The 17,512-nt window shown below is 43.9% G+C and carries 19 protein-coding genes and 2 pseudogenes; 12 read left to right on the forward strand and 9 right to left on the reverse strand.

The genetic code is table 11. The annotated features are described in order from the left end of the window. Positions 1-65: 65 nt before the first annotated feature. Positions 66-530 carry a MaoC family dehydratase gene (locus tag BSAG_RS21330; RefSeq protein WP_004308264.1) on the reverse strand — a complete coding sequence of 155 codons (465 nt, stop codon included), beginning with the start codon at positions 528-530 and terminating at the stop codon, positions 66-68. Positions 531-650: 120 nt separating this feature from the next. Next, positions 651-1,178 carry an SGNH/GDSL hydrolase family protein gene (locus BSAG_RS21325; protein WP_008771180.1) on the reverse strand — a complete coding sequence of 176 codons (528 nt, stop codon included), beginning with the start codon at positions 1,176-1,178 and terminating at the stop codon, positions 651-653. A 119-nt stretch (positions 1,179-1,297) separates the two neighbouring features. Between BSAG_RS21325 and BSAG_RS21320 the strand changes: the two genes are divergently transcribed. Both BSAG_RS21320 and BSAG_RS21315 read left to right on the forward strand, forming a co-directional pair. After that, complete coding sequence (locus BSAG_RS21320) at positions 1,298-3,145, forward strand: RluA family pseudouridine synthase (RefSeq protein ID WP_008771179.1); 1,848 nt, start codon at positions 1,298-1,300, stop codon at positions 3,143-3,145. 60 nt (positions 3,146-3,205) lie between these two features. Further along, positions 3,206-4,189, forward strand: a complete 984-nt coding sequence (locus BSAG_RS21315; RefSeq protein WP_004314777.1) for a fimbrillin family protein — start codon at positions 3,206-3,208, stop codon at positions 4,187-4,189. A gap of 96 nt (positions 4,190-4,285) precedes the next feature. Here BSAG_RS21315 and BSAG_RS21310 read toward each other — a convergent pair whose 3' ends face one another. Together BSAG_RS21310 and BSAG_RS21305 are read right to left on the reverse strand one after the other, a co-directional pair. Continuing rightward, positions 4,286-5,659, reverse strand: coding sequence for an MATE family efflux transporter (locus BSAG_RS21310; RefSeq protein ID WP_004314776.1), 1,374 nt, complete (start codon positions 5,657-5,659; stop codon positions 4,286-4,288). A 120-nt stretch (positions 5,660-5,779) separates the two neighbouring features. Beyond that, a complete protein-coding gene (locus BSAG_RS21305; protein WP_008771178.1) occupies positions 5,780-5,983 on the reverse strand; it encodes a hypothetical protein in 204 nt (67 codons plus the stop codon). Positions 5,984-6,167: 184 nt separating this feature from the next. On the opposite strand from BSAG_RS21305, the gene BSAG_RS21300 reads away from it, so the two are divergent. The 3 genes and pseudogenes from BSAG_RS21300 (at position 6,168) to BSAG_RS21295 (ending at position 7,604) form a co-directional block, all read left to right on the forward strand. Beyond that, entirely contained in the window at positions 6,168-6,467 is a 300-nt protein-coding gene (locus BSAG_RS21300) for a nitrous oxide-stimulated promoter family protein (RefSeq protein ID WP_004314774.1), read from the forward strand. A 20-nt stretch (positions 6,468-6,487) separates the two neighbouring features. Next, a pseudogene (locus tag BSAG_RS0222475) lies at positions 6,488-7,219 on the forward strand (SDR family NAD(P)-dependent oxidoreductase). 118 nt (positions 7,220-7,337) lie between these two features. Next, positions 7,338-7,604, forward strand: coding sequence for a zinc ribbon domain-containing protein (locus BSAG_RS21295; protein ID WP_004314772.1), 267 nt, complete (start codon positions 7,338-7,340; stop codon positions 7,602-7,604). A gap of 85 nt (positions 7,605-7,689) precedes the next feature. On the opposite strand, the gene BSAG_RS21290 is transcribed toward BSAG_RS21295, so the two are convergent. Then, positions 7,690-7,965 (reverse strand): GNAT family N-acetyltransferase, encoded by a 276-nt coding sequence (locus tag BSAG_RS21290; RefSeq protein ID WP_004314771.1) that lies wholly within the window; start codon positions 7,963-7,965, stop codon positions 7,690-7,692. A 178-nt stretch (positions 7,966-8,143) separates the two neighbouring features. Continuing rightward, on the reverse strand, positions 8,144-9,457 hold the full coding sequence (locus BSAG_RS21285) for a TIGR01777 family oxidoreductase (RefSeq protein ID WP_004314770.1): 1,314 nt from the start codon (positions 9,455-9,457) through the stop codon (positions 8,144-8,146). A gap of 311 nt (positions 9,458-9,768) precedes the next feature. Here BSAG_RS21285 and BSAG_RS21280 point away from each other — a divergent pair, with 311 nt between their 5' ends. Together BSAG_RS21280 and BSAG_RS21275 are read left to right on the forward strand one after the other, a co-directional pair. After that, a complete protein-coding gene (locus BSAG_RS21280) occupies positions 9,769-10,749 on the forward strand; it encodes a lytic transglycosylase domain-containing protein (protein ID WP_004314768.1) in 981 nt (326 codons plus the stop codon). Positions 10,750-10,880: 131 nt separating this feature from the next. Then, positions 10,881-11,750, forward strand: a complete 870-nt coding sequence (locus BSAG_RS21275) for an ion transporter (RefSeq protein ID WP_004314767.1) — start codon at positions 10,881-10,883, stop codon at positions 11,748-11,750. Positions 11,751-11,753: 3 nt separating this feature from the next. Here the strand turns inward: BSAG_RS21275 and BSAG_RS21270 are convergent, their stop codons facing one another. Further along, positions 11,754-12,122: a DUF2809 domain-containing protein gene (locus BSAG_RS21270; protein ID WP_004314766.1), complete on the reverse strand. Its 369-nt coding sequence runs from the start codon at positions 12,120-12,122 to the stop codon at positions 11,754-11,756. A gap of 175 nt (positions 12,123-12,297) precedes the next feature. Here BSAG_RS21270 and BSAG_RS21265 point away from each other — a divergent pair, with 175 nt between their 5' ends. From BSAG_RS21265 to BSAG_RS21260, 3 genes and pseudogenes are all read left to right on the forward strand, one after another. After that, positions 12,298-12,966 (forward strand): MgtC/SapB family protein, encoded by a 669-nt coding sequence (locus BSAG_RS21265; RefSeq protein WP_004314765.1) that lies wholly within the window; start codon positions 12,298-12,300, stop codon positions 12,964-12,966. A gap of 70 nt (positions 12,967-13,036) precedes the next feature. Beyond that, positions 13,037-13,216, forward strand: a pseudogene (locus BSAG_RS23750) (type II toxin-antitoxin system RelE/ParE family toxin); the annotation flags it as partial. After that, a complete protein-coding gene (locus tag BSAG_RS21260) occupies positions 13,204-13,518 on the forward strand; it encodes a helix-turn-helix domain-containing protein (protein WP_004314764.1) in 315 nt (104 codons plus the stop codon). The pseudogene BSAG_RS23750 and the gene BSAG_RS21260, both read left to right, overlap by 13 nt. Positions 13,519-13,524: 6 nt before the next feature. Here the strand turns inward: BSAG_RS21260 and BSAG_RS21255 are convergent, their stop codons facing one another. Both BSAG_RS21255 and BSAG_RS21250 read right to left on the reverse strand, forming a co-directional pair. Continuing rightward, complete coding sequence (locus BSAG_RS21255; protein ID WP_008016343.1) at positions 13,525-14,298, reverse strand: TIGR03915 family putative DNA repair protein; 774 nt, start codon at positions 14,296-14,298, stop codon at positions 13,525-13,527. A 186-nt stretch (positions 14,299-14,484) separates the two neighbouring features. Then, entirely contained in the window at positions 14,485-15,747 is a 1,263-nt protein-coding gene (locus BSAG_RS21250; RefSeq protein WP_004314762.1) for a putative DNA modification/repair radical SAM protein, read from the reverse strand. 279 nt (positions 15,748-16,026) lie between these two features. On the opposite strand from BSAG_RS21250, the gene BSAG_RS21245 reads away from it, so the two are divergent. Further along, a complete protein-coding gene (locus tag BSAG_RS21245; RefSeq protein WP_004314761.1) occupies positions 16,027-16,302 on the forward strand; it encodes a DUF4248 domain-containing protein in 276 nt (91 codons plus the stop codon). Between the two features lie 579 nt (positions 16,303-16,881). Beyond that, positions 16,882-17,502 (forward strand): hypothetical protein, encoded by a 621-nt coding sequence (locus tag BSAG_RS21240; protein ID WP_008016337.1) that lies wholly within the window; start codon positions 16,882-16,884, stop codon positions 17,500-17,502. The last annotated feature ends 10 nt before the right edge of the window (positions 17,503-17,512 follow it).

Genomic DNA, 17,512 nt, shown 5'->3' on the forward strand with positions numbered 1-17,512 from the left:
TCTAACTTTTGAGACGTATTTCGATCATTTCCGGGGATAAAATCTGTTTCTTTAACAGCTTGCCATTAATTGAAATAATAAAGGAACACAGCAATTCCTTCAAGTGCTTTTTTCGGTTGGTCTTTTATTTCGATAGCAAACTTGATTTCCGCTTTTGCCACACCACGCAGATTAGTCAGCGAGTGCAAAGTAGTCACCAGACGGATGCTCTGTCCTGACAATACAGCCTGACCGAATTTCATTTTGTCCATACCGTAGTTAATCATCATTTTCAGGTTATTTACCTGGATAATCTGATTCCACAGATAAGGAAGCATAGACAATGTCAGGTAGCCATGAGCAATCGTGCTATGATAAGGGCTGTCTACTTTCGCACGTTCCGTATCTACATGAATCCATTGATGATCCAGCGTTGCATCAGCAAAAAGATTAATACGTTCCTGCGAGAGTTCCACATAATCGGAAACACCTATCTGTTGACCTACTAGTTTTTCGAATTCTTCGTACGAATTGATAATTACTTTTTCCATAAGTCTTATCGTTTTTATGGGGGTTATTTACTATTAAATTGGGGACAAAAATAGGAAAAATAAACTGATATGCCACCAAATTTATAAATAAAAGCAAGGAATGAAGTATTTAGGTATGTTTTACAAACCGGAAGCCTGTTTCAGTGCTTCTGTCAGAATACTATACCCCTTACCATTCAAATGTAAATCGTCGAGAGTCAACTCCGGATTCAGCCTGCCATCCTGCAATAAACGATTGAATACGTCCAGATAGACAATATCTGTTCCCTGCAATTTTTCGTGTATCTTCCGGTTAAGGATCTGGATAAATTTATTCACAGCCGTACTGTAATCATCATAATCATTACGCGGAAAAATACAGAAAAGATATGTTTTCAGTGAAGGGACGGCAAGAACCGCTTTTACATAACGCTCTACATATTCATCTATATTTTCATCGTTCAACTGATAAATATCATTGGTTCCGAATTGAACAACGACCTGGCAACCGGAAGTGTCTACCGCAAAAGACTCCACATAGGCCAGCCCTTCACCGGGAGCACCATAGTTCAGACATTCCCATTGTGGGAAATAGATATCCAGTGCCCAAAAAGCCATGTGACTGTTGCCAAGAAAGGCAAATTTTGGTTTTTCTTCTATCCTATCCATACAATTTCATTCAAACGTCCACGTTATCTCACTCAAACTCTCAAACAAATATAGAATAAAATTCGCGGATTTACGTTACTTTTGCAAAGGTAATCACATTCATTCATATATATAAACCGATGATACATTTTTTCAAGAAACCCGTTTCTCACCTTGCGTTGCCGGAGAAATTCACTTATCCTTTCCATTATACACCTCATCCATTGTGTGTGTTGGCTGCGGAAGAAGTGAAAGAATATATTGCAAGCCGGAAAGAATGGCAAGAGGAATTGGCTTCCGGAAAGATGTTTGGAGTGTTGATTGTGCAAACGGACAACGGAATAACAAACAACGAAGAAAATCAGATTGGTTATCTTGCAGCTTTCTCCGGCAATCTGGGCGGAAAGAATCTGCATCCTTATTTCGTTCCTCCTGTTTATGACCTATTACAACCAGAGGGATTCTTCAAAATCGAAGAAGAACAGATTTCTGCCATTAATATCCGTATTCGTGAATTGGAAAACAGTAGTTCTTATCTCGATTCAAAAGAGAAATGGAAGATAGAAACGGAACAGGCTAAAGCTGTTTTGAATCAAGCAAAAGCGGAGCTTAAAATGGCAAAGGAGGCGAGAGAGATTCGCCGCCAGTCATCTCCGGAGCTTTCCGAAGAAGAACAAGCCTCCCTGATTCGGGAAAGCCAATACCAAAAAGCGGAATACAAACGACTGGAAAAGGAATGGAAGAAACGATTGGAAGAGCTCGAAACGGAAGTCAGGCACTTCGATATTGAAATAGAACGACTGAAAACCGAACGAAAAGAACGTTCGGCAGCTTTACAAAGAAAATTATTCGAGCAGTTCCGGATGCTAAATGCCCAAGGAGAGGTGAAAGACTTATATACTATTTTTGAGCAAACGGTTCAGAAAGTTCCTCCTGCCGGTGCGGGTGAATGTGCTTTGCCTAAGTTATTGCAATATGCGTATCTTCATCAATTAAAGCCATTGGCTATGGCTGAATTCTGGTGGGGCGACTCTCCTAAAAACGAAATCCGGCATCACGGATATTATTATCCTTCCTGCAAAGGAAAGTGCGAACCGATTCTGCAACACATGTTGCAAGGATTGGAGGTAGACGAGAATCCTCTGCTGAACCCTGTTCATGAAGAGGAAGAACTGGAAATCGTGTTTGAGGATGAATGGTTACTGGTAGTCAATAAACCGGCAGGGATGTTGTCCGTTCCGGGAAAAGCAGAGGACAGAGATTCAGTCTATCATCGTTTGAAGAAGAAATATCCCGAAGCTACCGGTCCTATGATTGTACACCGGCTCGATATGGCTACTTCAGGATTATTACTCGTTGCCAAAACAAAAGAGGTACATCAGGATTTACAGGCACAATTTGCAAACAGAAGTATCAAGAAACGCTATGTGGCTGTGCTGGATGGGGCGATAATAAAAACAGAGAAGGAGACAAAGCCAATAGCAGAGAAAGCTATATTACTAGCAAAGGAAACTGTATCAACGAAAAAAACAGCAAAAGCAGAAAGAACAGGAAATACAGGAAGAATCGAACTCCCTCTTTGTCTGAATCCTCTCGACCGTCCTCGGCAAATGGTCAGTAGAGAACACGGGAAAGAAGCGATTACAGAATATCAGATCATCAGTGAGTCTGAAAGAATTACCAGTGAATCTGAAAACACTTTTAACGAATCAAACAGGATTGATGAATCAGAAAGGAGTATCAATGAGTCAAGAAAATACACCCGGATTATCTTCTATCCATTGACCGGACGCACACATCAGTTACGAGTACACGCCGCCCATCCGGAAGGCTTGGGATGCCCCATACTTGGAGACGAACTCTACGGAAAGAAAGCAGACAGACTATACCTCCATGCCGAATATATAGAGTTCCGCCATCCCATATACGGAGACATTCTCTGCATACAGAAAGAGGCCGATTTCCATAAAAATATGATTAAGCCATGAACCAAATTCTTTTTGAAATGTATATAGGGGTAATTACTAATTTTCAAAAAGAACCTGACTATGGACATCAAATTCCGCATTACAAAGTATTTAGCTGTATCTGCTTTAGCAATGCTGCTACTGGGAGCCTGCTCCAAAAACAATATCTACATCAACTATCCTGACGAAGAAAACAACGGAGGTTCATCCGGCTCCGGCAATGATGACAACAACGGCAACCCGGGCAAAGAGAATGCACTGATTACTTTCAGTGCTTCCGTAGAAGGACGAAACATCACACGAGCCATGTCCCCCATGGGAAAAGGACTTCAAAGCTGGTTGTGTGCCTATACAGCCAACACATCGAACAATATCACAGACGCTCCCGTTGCTCAAGGCAACTATGTCACCTCCTCCCCCGGTGTACTGACAGGAAATCTAGGATATAAAATGTATTTGAGCAATGCTATCTATAGCTTTTATGCCGTATCATGCAATTCCACCAGCCCGGCGCCTACTTTCACCAACGGACTATCCGAACCTTTATCCAACGGAGTAGATTATCTTTGGTGGCACGCAGTTCATCAGGACATCGCCAGTTCACAGATAAATATCCCCATAACCTACCAACACGCAGCCACGCAAGTAGTTGTAGCGATCGCCGGAGGAGAAAATATCACTTTAAACAAGATACTTTCCGCTACCATCACCCCACCGAAACCGGGCGCAATCATGGATTTGTCAACAGGTATCATCACTTCGGAAGTCAGCTATGACAAAGCAGCCGATATGGGAATCAACGACTTCACCGTACAATATATCATGTTACCCGTAAAGAGCTCCTCTCCCATGACTTTGACACTGGAGCTGATGGTAAACGGAGAAAGCTTTTCACGCACCTACACCGCTCCGCTCACTCCACCCAACAACCTCCTGTCAGCCGGAAATTCATACCTTTTCCGGGCAGTTATCAATGAAAACTCCATCTCATTCGCCAATGTCAGTGTGAAAGAATGGACAGAGGTAGACGAAAGCGGAAACCCGCTATACCCTGTACAAGATTAAAATATCCGAAATAAAATCAAAGCAAACCAGGTTACGCAAGCCACCAACCGGGTTATGCAAACAGCAAGTCGGGTTACGCAAACCACCAACCGGCAATCATGCCACCGTTTGCGTAACCTGACTATTCGTAAATACCTGCTTCTTCAACCTGCGATAAACGTAGATAAAGGCCGGCACGAGGAATAAGTCTGCCGCTATCCAAGCCATCGGATCACCGTAGCAGACAGCAATAAAACCGAATACCGGTACGGCATAGAGACTGACAAGAATACGAGCAATCATCTCCGCCACTCCGGAGAACATGGCAAGATTGGTAAAGCCCACTCCCTGAATGGTATAACGCAAGATGCACAACAAACCAAGCATCGGGAAGAACATACAGGAGACATGCAGGAACAACTCCGTATCCAGCAGAATTTCCGTTTCCGACGGGTCTACGAAGATCAACGCGAAATATTTAGCCCCTACCATCAGAAGAAGGAACGTGAAAGCCGCATAAATAATCATCATCAGAGCACTAGCCTTGATTCCCAACCAAATACGTTCCGGTTTACCCGCTCCGTAATTCTGTCCGCTATATGTAGCCATCGCAATGCCCAAACTCTCGAACGTACAGATAAAGAACATCTTGATGCGCATAGCAGACGTAAAGGCTGCCACACACGCCGTTCCCAAGGCATTATTCGCACTCTGAAGCATGATGCTGCCGATAGCCGTGATAGAAAACTGCAATCCCATAGGCACACCGATGTAGAGCAGCGTCTTAGCCAGTTTCGACTGGAACCGGCGTTCTTTCGGAGTACCTTGCAATATTTCAAACTTCCGGTACATATAAATGTAGCAGAGAACAGCCGACAATCCTTGCGAAAAGACAGTAGCAATAGCAGCTCCCGCCACTCCCCAGTCAAGTACCAGAATACAGAACAAGTCGAGAATGATATTCAGAACAGCAGCAAACAGCAGAAACCAGAAAGGCGTCTTACTGTCTCCCAACGCACGGATAATGCTCGAAAGAAGATTATAGAAAAACGTACACGGCACACCGATGAAAGTGACAAGCAGATAAGCATAAGCCCCTTCAAAAATATTCTCCGGTGTACGCATGATCCGAAGAATATCCTCACATAAAATACAGGTGAGAAGTGCAATTACCACCGACATTCCCGCAGCCAGTTTCAGACTGACAGCCACATAACTGCGCATCGTACTGTAATCCCGCGCCCCAAACTTCTGCGCAACGGGTATTCCGAACCCTCCGCAACATCCATTGCAGAACCCGAGAATGAGAAATACCACTGACGTGCTGGCTCCAACAGAAGCTAACGCGTTTATTCCCAAGAACTTTCCTACAATTGCAGCATCAACAAGCGAATACGTTTGTTGCAACAGATTGCCGAGTAAAAGCGGCAGTGTAAACTTTAAAATGAGAGGTAATGCCGGCCCTGCCGTCATTTCTTTAGAAGTTGCCATACGTCTATGTTCTAAAATTGGGCGCAAAGATACGGAATATTCAACGAATTAATCCTTGTTTCCCGTCCCTCTTTTAGTTGACATAAATCAAAAAATTGTGATTAAACACTAAACAGTTAATCACTTAACAAGTCGTTTAGGCGAACCATGCCACGAACAACCCAGGCAGAAAACCTCTGTCAAGTCGAACCCTTCCATCGAATCTTCCGGATATTTGGGAACGACTTCACCATTTTCGAGCACATAAACCAGTAGCCTTTCACCCTGCTCGTTCTTCACATACATGGCTGCAATCTTGCATTGCGGACATAATAACTTTTTCATGCCGCAAAGATACAGATTGTTTCCGTCATCCACAAGCTCTTCAGAAGATGTTTCAAAAAGCCTGTTCATGATTTACCATCAGAAAAGAAAATACCCACCAGAAAGATACATTTTAACAAAATACGCCTGTGATTCTGCATAATCTTCGCTATCTTTGTCAATCCAAAGTGTAAAGAAGAAAGAGATGAAGGTATCACGCATCGCACACGAAAAGAAAACAGTAGAGTTAATGATCCGCCTCTATTGTCGGAAAAAAGAAAAAAACAAGATTCTTTGTACCGACTGTAAAGAGCTGCTTCGCTATGCGCATGCCCGTCTCGACCGTTGTCCGTTTGGAGAGAAAAAGGGTGCATGCAAAGAGTGCACAGTACATTGTTACAAGCCTGTCCTGCGCGAACGAATGCGACAGGTAATGCGTTTTTCCGGACCGAGAATGTTGTTCTATGCACCCTGGCAAACCATACGACATTTATTGAACCTATAACTTACTAAAAAAAATCAGTAATGAAAAAAGCCATTATCATAGGGGCCACCTCCGGTATCGGACAAGAAGTTGCAAAATGCCTGTTACTGGAAGGCTGGAAAATAGGAGTAGCCGGCAGACGGTAATCTTCTCTCGAAAACCTGCAACGGGCAGCACCGGATCAAATTCAAATCCAAGCATTAGACGTAACCCAAGAGGATGCAAGCGAAAAGCTGAATCTGCTCATCGACAAACTAGGCGGCATGGATTTGTTTCTTCTTAGTTCCGGCATCGGTTTCCAGAATATGGACCTGAACATGGAAGTAGAATTGAACACAGCACACACCAATGTAGCAGGCTTTATCCGAATGGTAGATACCGCTTTCACGTACTTCAAGAAAAACGGAGGCGGACATCTGGCCGTTATCAGTTCCATTGCCGGAACGAAAGGGCTCGGAGTTGCTCCTGCCTATTCCGCCACCAAACGTTTTCAAAACACTTATATAGATGCGCTTGAACAACTGTCATACCTGCAAAAGCTACATATCCGTTTTACCGATATTCGTCCCGGATTTGTAGCCACCGATTTACTGAATGACGGAAAGCATTATCCACTGCTGATGGATGCCGCCGAAGTGGGCCGTCATATCTCTTGGTCGCTGAAGCGCAAACAACGGGTAGCAGTAATCGACTGGCGTTACCGGATTCTGGTGTTTTTCTGGAAAATGACTCCCCGCTGGATGTGGAAACGTCTGCCGGTGAAAACAAATTAACCCCAAAAGTGAACAAGCCGGGAAATGAACAGGTAATTAGCAAGATCAGATAACTCCTATTCCAATAATTCTACCTATATTTGTCCTGTAACATAAACTTATAATCTAACAAAAAAAGATGGAACAAAAAATTTGTCAGAGTTGCGGTATGCCGATAGACGACTCAACTTTTGGAAAAGAAGCAGACGGTAGCAAGAATCAGGATTATTGCCACTATTGCTATGCGGACGGACATTTCACGAAAGAGTGTACGATGGACGAAATGATCGAACTCAACCTGAATTACCTCGATGAGTTTAATAAAGACTCGGAAGTGAAATACACGGTGGAAGAAGCACGTAAAACGATGAAAGAGTTCTTCCCACAGTTGAAGAGATGGAAATAATCAATCATGAATATAGAAATGTGTCGAAAATAACCTAAAACCATATCTCGACACATTTTTACATTCTAAAGCTTTTTCACTGAAATCAATCACTATTGCCATTCAGTTCCGGATGGCGTTCCAGCCATTTTACCGCATAAGAACAGGTGGCTTTCGGTTTCATTCCGTTGGCTATTGCATAGTCGTACGCAGCTTTCACCAATGCAGCGGCTATTCCGCGACCTTCTATCGGGCGGGGCACGATGGTATGAATGATGTCGAGAGAATCACCTAAGAGGCGATATTGTACAAAGGCGGTACGACCGTCTACTTCTGTCTTAAACAAATGCTGTTCGGGCTGATGAATAATTTCGTAATCCATAATCTATATTGTTCTAAAGTTCATTATTATTTTAAGTACTCTTGCCTAATAATTATCTATTATCAGGCACGGATTTTACGTTTTTTTCAAAATGACGCATGGATAAAGCAACAGTGTTCATCAGCGTAATTCGTGCCTAGATTTATTATATAAACTAATTATGAAAGCATATTTATAATCAAAATTGTTCTATCCATTGCAACCGGTTGGTATCGTAACCGCGGCGTTCGGCAGCGGTGACGAGTTTCTTTTTGATTTCCTCGGGCAGTTGCGGCGCGCGGCTTAGTATCCAGAGATATTTATCGGTGCTGCTGCCTACAAGGGCATAGTTGTAATTCTCTTCATCCAGCTCCAATATGTAATAATCAGAGTAGAAATTAAGGAAGAAAGAGACTTTCAGTTTACCCGGTTGCGCGGGATCGGGTATCTTGGCGTGTCCGTTGGCAGTCTTGCAGATATCATAAGGAGAATTGCGCTTGCACCCCCGGTTCTCCACACGAATCGTACCGTCGGGACGAAGCGTGTAAGTGGCCGTGACATCTACCAGTCCGTGTTCAAAACGGTTCTCGTAGCGGGCTATTTCGTACCAAAGTCCCATATATCGGTTCAGGTCGAGAGAGGAGACCGTAGTGTGATCCGTACCTTTAAAAAGACGTTCGACAGTAGGGATGGAAAAACGGAACCCGGCTTCCGTCAGACGTGTCGGGCGGACTTTCTGACCGGCTGTAAGGAAAGAGGCCGCTTCACCGTAAAATATACGGAAAGCCCGCTGCGGAGCAATAATCGTTGTCCATGCCTGATAAGCCCTCCCCATCTCACGGGTAAAAGAATATTGCGAAATCTGTTGCGGAGCCACCAGATTATACACACCCCGCGTTTCTTCGTGGGCGATAAAAAACTCCATGGCACGGCAAAGGTCGTGCATGGCTATCCACGGGAAAGACTGGGTGCCGGGACCGATGGCGGTAGCTACCTTCGTGGCTTGCAAAGGACGAAGCATCTGCTGCATCGCTCCCCCATCCGGAGAAAGCACTACGCCAAAGCGTGTAATGACGAGCCGGGTAGGTTGGGGACAGTGTTTGGCTTCTTTCTCCCATGCATAGCAGAGATCGGAAAGAAAACCGTCGCCGCGGGTACGGGTATATTCGTCCGCTTCCACTTCCGGAGGATAATAGCCCACGGCGGAAGCTGAAATCATCAGTTTCGGTTTTGTCTTGACGGCATTTAACGCACGGATAATACGGTGCGTCACCACAATGCGGCTGTTGAACAATTCCTGTTTGTACTCCGGTGTCCAACGCTTATTGATGGGTGCGCCAGCCAGGTTGATGATTACGTCGCAATGCGTCAATGTCTGAATCAAATGTCCGGACATACCTTCGCGGAACATCGATCTTCCCAAGGGAATAATCCGGTGTCCGCCCTTTTCTGTGAGATAATTGGAAAGATGTTTACCTATATATCCGGTAGCTCCGGTCATTGCTATATTCATCTTGATTCATTATTTATTTTAACTCTATTAGAAAAACGTATAAAATGCAAGAAAAGTTCTTTGAAAAAAACAAAATGGGGCTATCTTTGCAAGGCAGACTTTAATACTGAAAGAAAAAAATCTCTGAACAGACTGACAAAGAGAGAGAAAATTTGTTCTATCAAATAAAGGAGACGATGAACGGCATCTACAAACAGGGCGGACGGAATACAGAAAGCGATCTGTTTGGAGAGAATGGCAAGTATGTGAACAGTCCGACAAAGTCTGAACAAGAAACTGAATGGTATTAACTGAAATAATGAAATAAATAAATGAAGAAACAAACTAAAATCAACTATATTCTTACGCTCATATTAGTATTTTGCATCGGCGCATCCATTCCTGTATTGACAGGCAGCAGCCAGGTGACCGAACAACATTCTGCCAAATCGGAAGTTCCTTATTGCGTCACCTCGCCCACCGTTCCCGCCCAGGTTACTTTTGACGGAGAAACCATTGACCTCCGCCGCTATGACCGCCGCGAACGGATGGATCGTGAGATGATGGCTTTCACCTATATGCATTCCACCACCATGCTACTGATAAAACGTGCCAACCGATACTTCCCCATCATAGAACCGATACTGAAAGCCAACGGCATCCCCGACGACTTCAAATACCTGATGGTAATCGAAAGTAACCTGAACAACATCGCCCGCTCTCCGGCAGGAGCAGCAGGGCTGTGGCAGTTTATGCCCGCCACCGGACGGGAATTCGGACTGGAAGTGAACGACAACGTAGACGAACGCTACCACATTGAAAAAGCAACCGTAGCCGCCTGCAAATATTTCAAACAAGCGTATGCCAAATATGGAGACTGGATGGCTGTCTCCGCCGCCTACAATGCCGGGCAGGGACGTATCTCCTCCCAACTCGACAAACAACTGGCAAGTCATGCCATGGACTTATGGCTGGTAGAAGAAACTTCCCGCTATATGTTCCGCATATTGGCAGCCAAAGAGATATTCAACAACCCGCAACGTTACGGGTTTCTGTTGAAGCGGGAACATCTGTATCCGCCCATTCCCTACAAAAAGGTGACCGTCTCCACTAGCATCAATGATTTGAATGATTATGCCAAATCACAAGGTATCACATACGCACAACTCCGTGATACCAACCCCTGGCTGCGCGACACCTCATTAAGGAACAAGACCGGAAAGACATACACCCTCTATATTCCCACACAAGAAGGTATGTATTACGATCCGAAAAAAACAGAGGCTTATAATAAACAATGGGTCATTGACTGAAAATCCTCTCCCCCCAACCTCTTCTCATAGCGGAAAACGGAGTTTGCACTGCCCATTCACAGCCAAACAACCTCTTTCTACAAGAAGATGCCGGAGGAACGTCCAAATAGCATTTAGTATGAACTGTTAGTATGAAACTGAAAGAAAGAATCCATCGTTTTTTACATGACGAAAAACTGAAACGAAAGTTGTACGTCATCATCTTCGAATCGGACACTCCCGCCGGGAAACTGTTCGACGTGATTCTGATCGGCTGTATTCTAGTCAGCGTACTGCTTGTCATCATCGAAAGTCTGAAAGGACTTCCCAGCTTTCTGACGACTCCGTTCGTCATTATGGAGTACCTTTTCACCGCTTTCTTCACTTTCGAGTACCTGACGAGAATCTACTGCTCGCCCCGTCCCCGGAAATACATATTCAGCTTCTTCGGAATCGTAGACTTGCTAGCCACCCTTCCGCTCTACATCGGCCTGCTCTTCCCCGGTGCACGCTATCTGCTCATCATCCGTGCTTTCCGCCTGATACGGGTATTCCGTGTCTTCAAGCTCTTCAACTTTCTGAATGAGGGCGAACGACTGCTCACCGCCTTACGCGAAAGCAGCAAGAAGATTGCGGTATTCTTCTTATTTGTCGTTATCCTGGTGACTTCCATCGGTACGCTGATGTATATGATTGAAGGAACACAACCCAACTCCCAGTTCAACAACATCCCGAACAGCATTTACTGGGCTATCGTCACCATGACTACCGTAGGCTATGGAGACATCACCCCCGTCACCGGTTTCGGGAAGTTCCTTTCCGCCTGTGTCATGCTAATCGGTTACACAATTATTGCCGTACCGACAGGGATCGTATCTGCCTCCATGATGAAAGACTACAAACGCAGAAGAGACAAAGAATGTCCCAACTGCCATCGCTCCGGACACGAAGACAATGCCGAATTTTGCAAATATTGCGGACATCATCTGAATCCGTCCGAAACAGACTTGGAAAAGAAATAAATTTTACGACTTATGCTGAAAGAAACGCTCGAATAAAACAATAAACACACAGCCCACCGCATAACAAGCTATGTCCGCCCAATCGAACGTAGAGCCCAGAATGATTCTGGCTACACGGTTCGTGATCCCCAATGTTTCCACCAACTGGAAGTATTGTAGCACTTCCACAAAACAGGCAAAAAGAAAGACATAAAACGGCATCCGCGGAATTCCTGTCGGGAGAAATATCCTCACAAAACTATACACCAGCACTACCACCAGCATATCTCCGACATAAGGACGTATGAAATTGTCACGCACATATAAAGCTATCAATACCTCGATGCAAAAGATCAGCAGAAAGCTGATTATATAAAAAAATCTTTTCTTCATTATTCACTCAATCACAGGATTAAACATTCATTTGAGTCTGCGAATATACGATAAAATAGATCGAATACGTTCAAATATTACTAAATGATTGATCCATAAAAGAGAAATAATTGTATATTTATAGTTCCAAGTATTTTTCCACAAACAATAAAAAAACAGAAAGGAGATTGAACACATGATGTTGAACATAGATTTCGTCATTCGTTTATTGGTCGCCGGCATACTGGGGGCGATCATCGGACTAGATCGTGAATACCGTGCCAAAGAAGCCGGATACCGTACTCATTTCCTCGTATCGCTAGGCAGTGCCCTGATTATGATTGTTTCCCAATACGGATTTCAGGAGATTATAAAAGAAAGCAGTGTCACGCTCGACCCCAGTCGTGTGGCGGCACAAGTCGTCAGTGGCATCGGATTTATCGGTGCGGGAACCATCATCTTCCAAAAGCAGATTGTACGCGGACTGACTACCGCCGCAGGAATCTGGGCAACTGCCGGTATCGGACTGGCAGTAGGCGCAGGAATGTACACCATCGGAATCGCTGCCATGGTATTGACCCTCATCGGACTGGAATTACTTAGTTACCTGTTTAAAAGCATCGGAATGAAAAGCTCGATGGTTTCTTTCTCTACTTCCAACAAAGACACTCTGAAACAGATAGCGGACAGATTCAACTCTAAAGACTACCTGATAGTCTCTTATGAGATGGAAACGTTGCATAAGGGCGAAGCAGAGTTTTATCAGGTGAGCATGGTCATCAAGTCGAAACGAAATAACGATGAAGGACATTTGCTTTCATTGATACAGGAGTTTCCGGAGGTAACAGTGCAGCGGATTGAATAATTGAAGAAATAATGTATAAAAAGCATAGTTGTTTCCATATATGGAACTATTTTTATTATCTTTGTAGGATAAAACCCAATACAGACTATTAGCTTTTTGGGACAAAGTAGATGAAGTAGATATCTTAGTAATAGCTACTCATGGTTTTATAAAGAAAACCCAAAAAACACCTCCCAAAGAGATAACAAAGGCAGAAGAGATAAGAAAGATATATTTTAATTCTAAAAAAATAAAGATATGGAAAAAATGAAATTCTATACGGAAGAGGAAATAACAGATAAGCATATAGGGAAAAAAGGAACCCTTGCACGTGATAAGTTTGAAGGAGATTTGCAGTCTTTTCTTATTGGCGAAGCTATCAGAAAAGCCAGACAATCCAAGAATCTCACTCAAGAAGAGTTAGGAAATTTAATAGGAGTACAAAGAGCACAAATATCACGGATAGAGAACGGGAAAAATCTCACTCTCTCTACCCTGTCAAAAGTTTTTAAGGCAATGGGAATAAGCGCCAAATTAGAAATCGGTAACCTGGGGAAAGTTGCCTTATGGTAGACTCTGCTATTTCTGCTTTTCCGTCAGATACTTCCAATAACGTACAGGCATATCCTGCCTGTGCTTTCTCGGGTTCATACGTTCTTTGATACAAATGGCCTTGAAATAAGTTTTCCAGAGTTGTTGGAAAAGTTTCTCATCCTTGTCCATCAGACTTTCATCCAGCATCCCCGTAATCAGATGGGATTCACGGCTGTCATCATCAAACGAGATGGTTGTCACCTCCTGCAAGTCATAATAAAAACCATAACGGCGTTTCATGTCGTAGATAATCCACTTCTGATCGGCAAAACGGTCTTTGAAATGGTGAACGGTAAGAGGAAGCGCATTATACTGCGGTTCGAAAGCCGCAAAGAATGTACCATCCGCAGCTTTCTGAAAACGGACAAACTGCATCAGATGCACACGTTCGCCATCCACTTTCTTCCATATTTGCGCCAATCGCAAAATGTCCGGATCGCCAAAATTGGTTTCGATGGAACGGGGTGCGTCGATCGCTTTACGGATATAACGAAAAATGAGCATCCCTACCTCCGGAAGCTCCGACAGCCAACTTTGTGTGAGGCAGCCCAAAGCAGATACAGAGACTTTCTTCTGCAATCCCCGCCACACACGCCCTGCCTTTTCTTCATCAGTGACTACAGTATGCAACTCATCATAAAATAAGGGCAAAGCATCTCCTTCCGACAACAAATCATCGGGAAAGGTCTTGCGAAAATAGGCGTCGAACACAGCAGTCAGCAGACCATCAAAGCTTTTATCGTAAACGAAAACTTTCAAGATTTCTGATTTATGATTTATGATTTCCGGGTTATGATTTATTTTTAGGCACGGATTACAGGGATTAATGCGGATTCTTTGCAGCAATGACAACACTAAAAACCGTGTAATCCGTGTAATCCGTACCTAAATTATTATATAAGCTAATTAACATACTTAGTAATTCGTTTAATCAGAATTCATAAATCAGAAATCAAATCGTAATTGTCGTTCATCCACTTTCTTTTTTGGTTTCGGGAGCAATAAGCTACGTACCCGTTGCGGCGAAAGTTCGTTCACAGTCAGCATTTGGAGAGGCAGTTCTTTGCAGGTGATGAAATATTGCGCCTTCTTCATCACCACTCCTATCTTCTTCAGTTCATAAAAACCCAGTCGCGAAAAACGGCGGGAGGCGACAATCAACTTCGCCGACTTCACTCCCACTCCCGGCACACGGAGCAACATTTCGTAGTCCGCTTTGTTGATGTCGACAGGAAACTGTTCGGGATGGCGCAAAGCCCACGAGAGTTTCGGGTCTATCTCGAGGTCGAGATCCGGATAGGCATCATCCACAATTTCGTCCACCTTGAATTGGTAAAAGCGCAATAACCAGTCAGCTTGATAGAGCCGGTTTTCACGTACCAAGGGTGGTTGCTTCAATGCCGGAAGACGTTTATCGTATGTATTCACAGAAACGTAGCCCGAATAGTAGACACGCTTCATGGTCGGCCGTCCGTAAAGAGCCGACGAAAGGAAAAGAATATCTTTATCCGACTCGGAGGTAGCGCCTACAATCACCTGGGTACTTTGTCCCGCAGGCGCGAAACGGGGTGCATGGCGGAACTTCTGCCGCTCTTCCTTACTCTCCAACACACCTTGCTGAATGTATTTCATCGGAGCAAATACACTTTTATGATCTTTCTCCGGTGCAAGGAGTTTCAGGTTTTCTTCTTTGGGAATTTCGACGTTGACACTCAAACGGTCGGCATACAGCCCGGCCTCATTCACCAATTCACGACTGGCACCGGGAATACTCTTGAGATGAATATAACCGTTAAACCGGTACACTTGCCGCAAATCTTTGGCTACACGCACCAGTCTCTCCATCGTATAGTCCGGATTGCGGACCACTCCGGAACTAAGAAACAACCCTTCAATGTAGTTACGACGATAGAATTCCATCGTCAGTTCCACCAATTCCGAAACGGAAAATGTGGCGCGGGGAAGATCGTTGCTACGCCGGTTGATACAGTAGGCACAGTCGTAGATACAATAATTGGTAAGCATGATTTTCAATAGCGAGATACACCGCCCGTCCTCGGCAAAGCTGTGGCAAATCCCCCATCCTCCGACAGTGTTTCCCAGCGTGCCCGGCTTATTGGAGCGCACCGTACCACTGGAAGAACAAGAAACATCGTACTTGGCAGATTCCGCAAGTATCTTCAGTTTAGCTAAGACGTTTTCGTTCATAATTCCCAATCTTGATTCTTTTCGCAAATATACGATTTAATTTGAGATGCGTATAGAAGAAAAAAAGTTTAGCAAATATATCAATACAAAACAAGTCAAATTTTATGATACAAAAAGCTACGCTTAAAAAAGGAGTTTACCAGATACAATATTTTATTACATAGATCAAATAAGATAATAAAATAAATCGATTATTTTATCACAACAAATATATTTTCATTAACTTTGCAAAGTCAACACAAGAAGTGTTGCATTAATAAAAAATTTAATTTTACACAAATGAAGACTTCAAAGGAAAACGAAGAAGAAATGGAAGAACGAGAATGGGTTATCAATGGTTTTAAAACCTTCTCTGCCGTAGCGCAGGAGTATTTTCCCGAATATTCTAACGCTGACACAGCCAGCAAAAGAATGAGAAACGAAATAGAACTCGACAAACAGCTCTTCGACGAATTAAAAGCCGCACATTACGTACACGAAACAACGCGTCTAAGTCCGAAGCAACAGCAGATCCTTTTCATGACCTGGGGACCGGAAAAAATAATCCTACGTTAGCGCATCACCCATAAGTAAAGATTTACTGCATCCTGACACCTCCGAAAACACAGAAAAAACGTGTTGAACGAACTATATTATATAGATTATTATATTTTAGTATTTATATATGTTCGGTTGGTGGTTCGCCTACTTTTTTTCGAGCGTTGCAAACGCATGACAGACAAGCAGTTGAGCCACCTTCAGGGGGTGTTCGTTTGGCTGTTCGATTTTTTGTCAAAAAAAATACTAAAAAGAAAACCGCATATCCCCGAATAGAGCCTCTATTTACGGCAAACAGAGGTTCTATTTCTAATAAACAGAGGCTCTGTTTCATCCCAACAGAACCTCTGTTTTTCTATTCATCCCCCCCAATCTCATCTTTTACACCCGCGCGGTGTCACACAGAACAACATTATTTCCGTCCTACAGCCCCCAATACAGCCCAAATACCACCATACCGTTCAAAACACCCCCATTCCAGCCAAAAAAGATTTGCACGAACAGCCATTCATGCACTACCTTCGCAGCCGCATCCGACAATGTATGCACAATGGGGATAACCCGCAATCAACAACAAGTAAATAAAAATACGCCTCAATGAAACAACTTCCAAACAACCTCCTGCACGAAGGCTACATCCTGATTCCCAAAGCACTGTTAAAACGTCAGATAAACGACAAAGCGCCGGGAGAACTGGAAGCGCTCCTCCAAGTCCTGATACACGCCAACTACTCGGAAACCACGTACAAGATTCAGCAGATCGACATCGTATGCCAACGCGGAGAATCCGTCATCAGCCAGCAACACTGGAGCCGACTCTTCCAATGGAGCCGATCCAAAACCCTCCGCTTCTTTCAAAAAATCCAGGAAGAGGGCATTATCAAGATCATCCCGCACCAGAAAGGAATCTTCCACATTCATATCAACAACTATGATTTCTGGACCGGCTGCATCTCTCCGGAAGCCCGCGAAGAAAAAAAGAAAGAAAAATCCGAAGTGTTCGACGTTTTCTGGGATAAATATCATGAAACGATGCAAAAACCCAAACAGTACGTCGCCCGTGCCCGCCGCGAATGGGACAAGCTCACCAAAGAGGAACAACAGACAGCCATCGACCACATCGAGGAAGTCTACTACCACACCAACGACACACGTTTCATCCCCCTTGCCGCCACCTACCTGAAAGACAAGGCTTTCTTAAACGAATATATAGACTAAAAAAACATCG

Origin of the sequence: Bacteroides sp. D1 (assembly GCF_000157095.2) — a bacterium.
Classification (GTDB): domain Bacteria; phylum Bacteroidota; class Bacteroidia; order Bacteroidales; family Bacteroidaceae; genus Bacteroides; species Bacteroides xylanisolvens.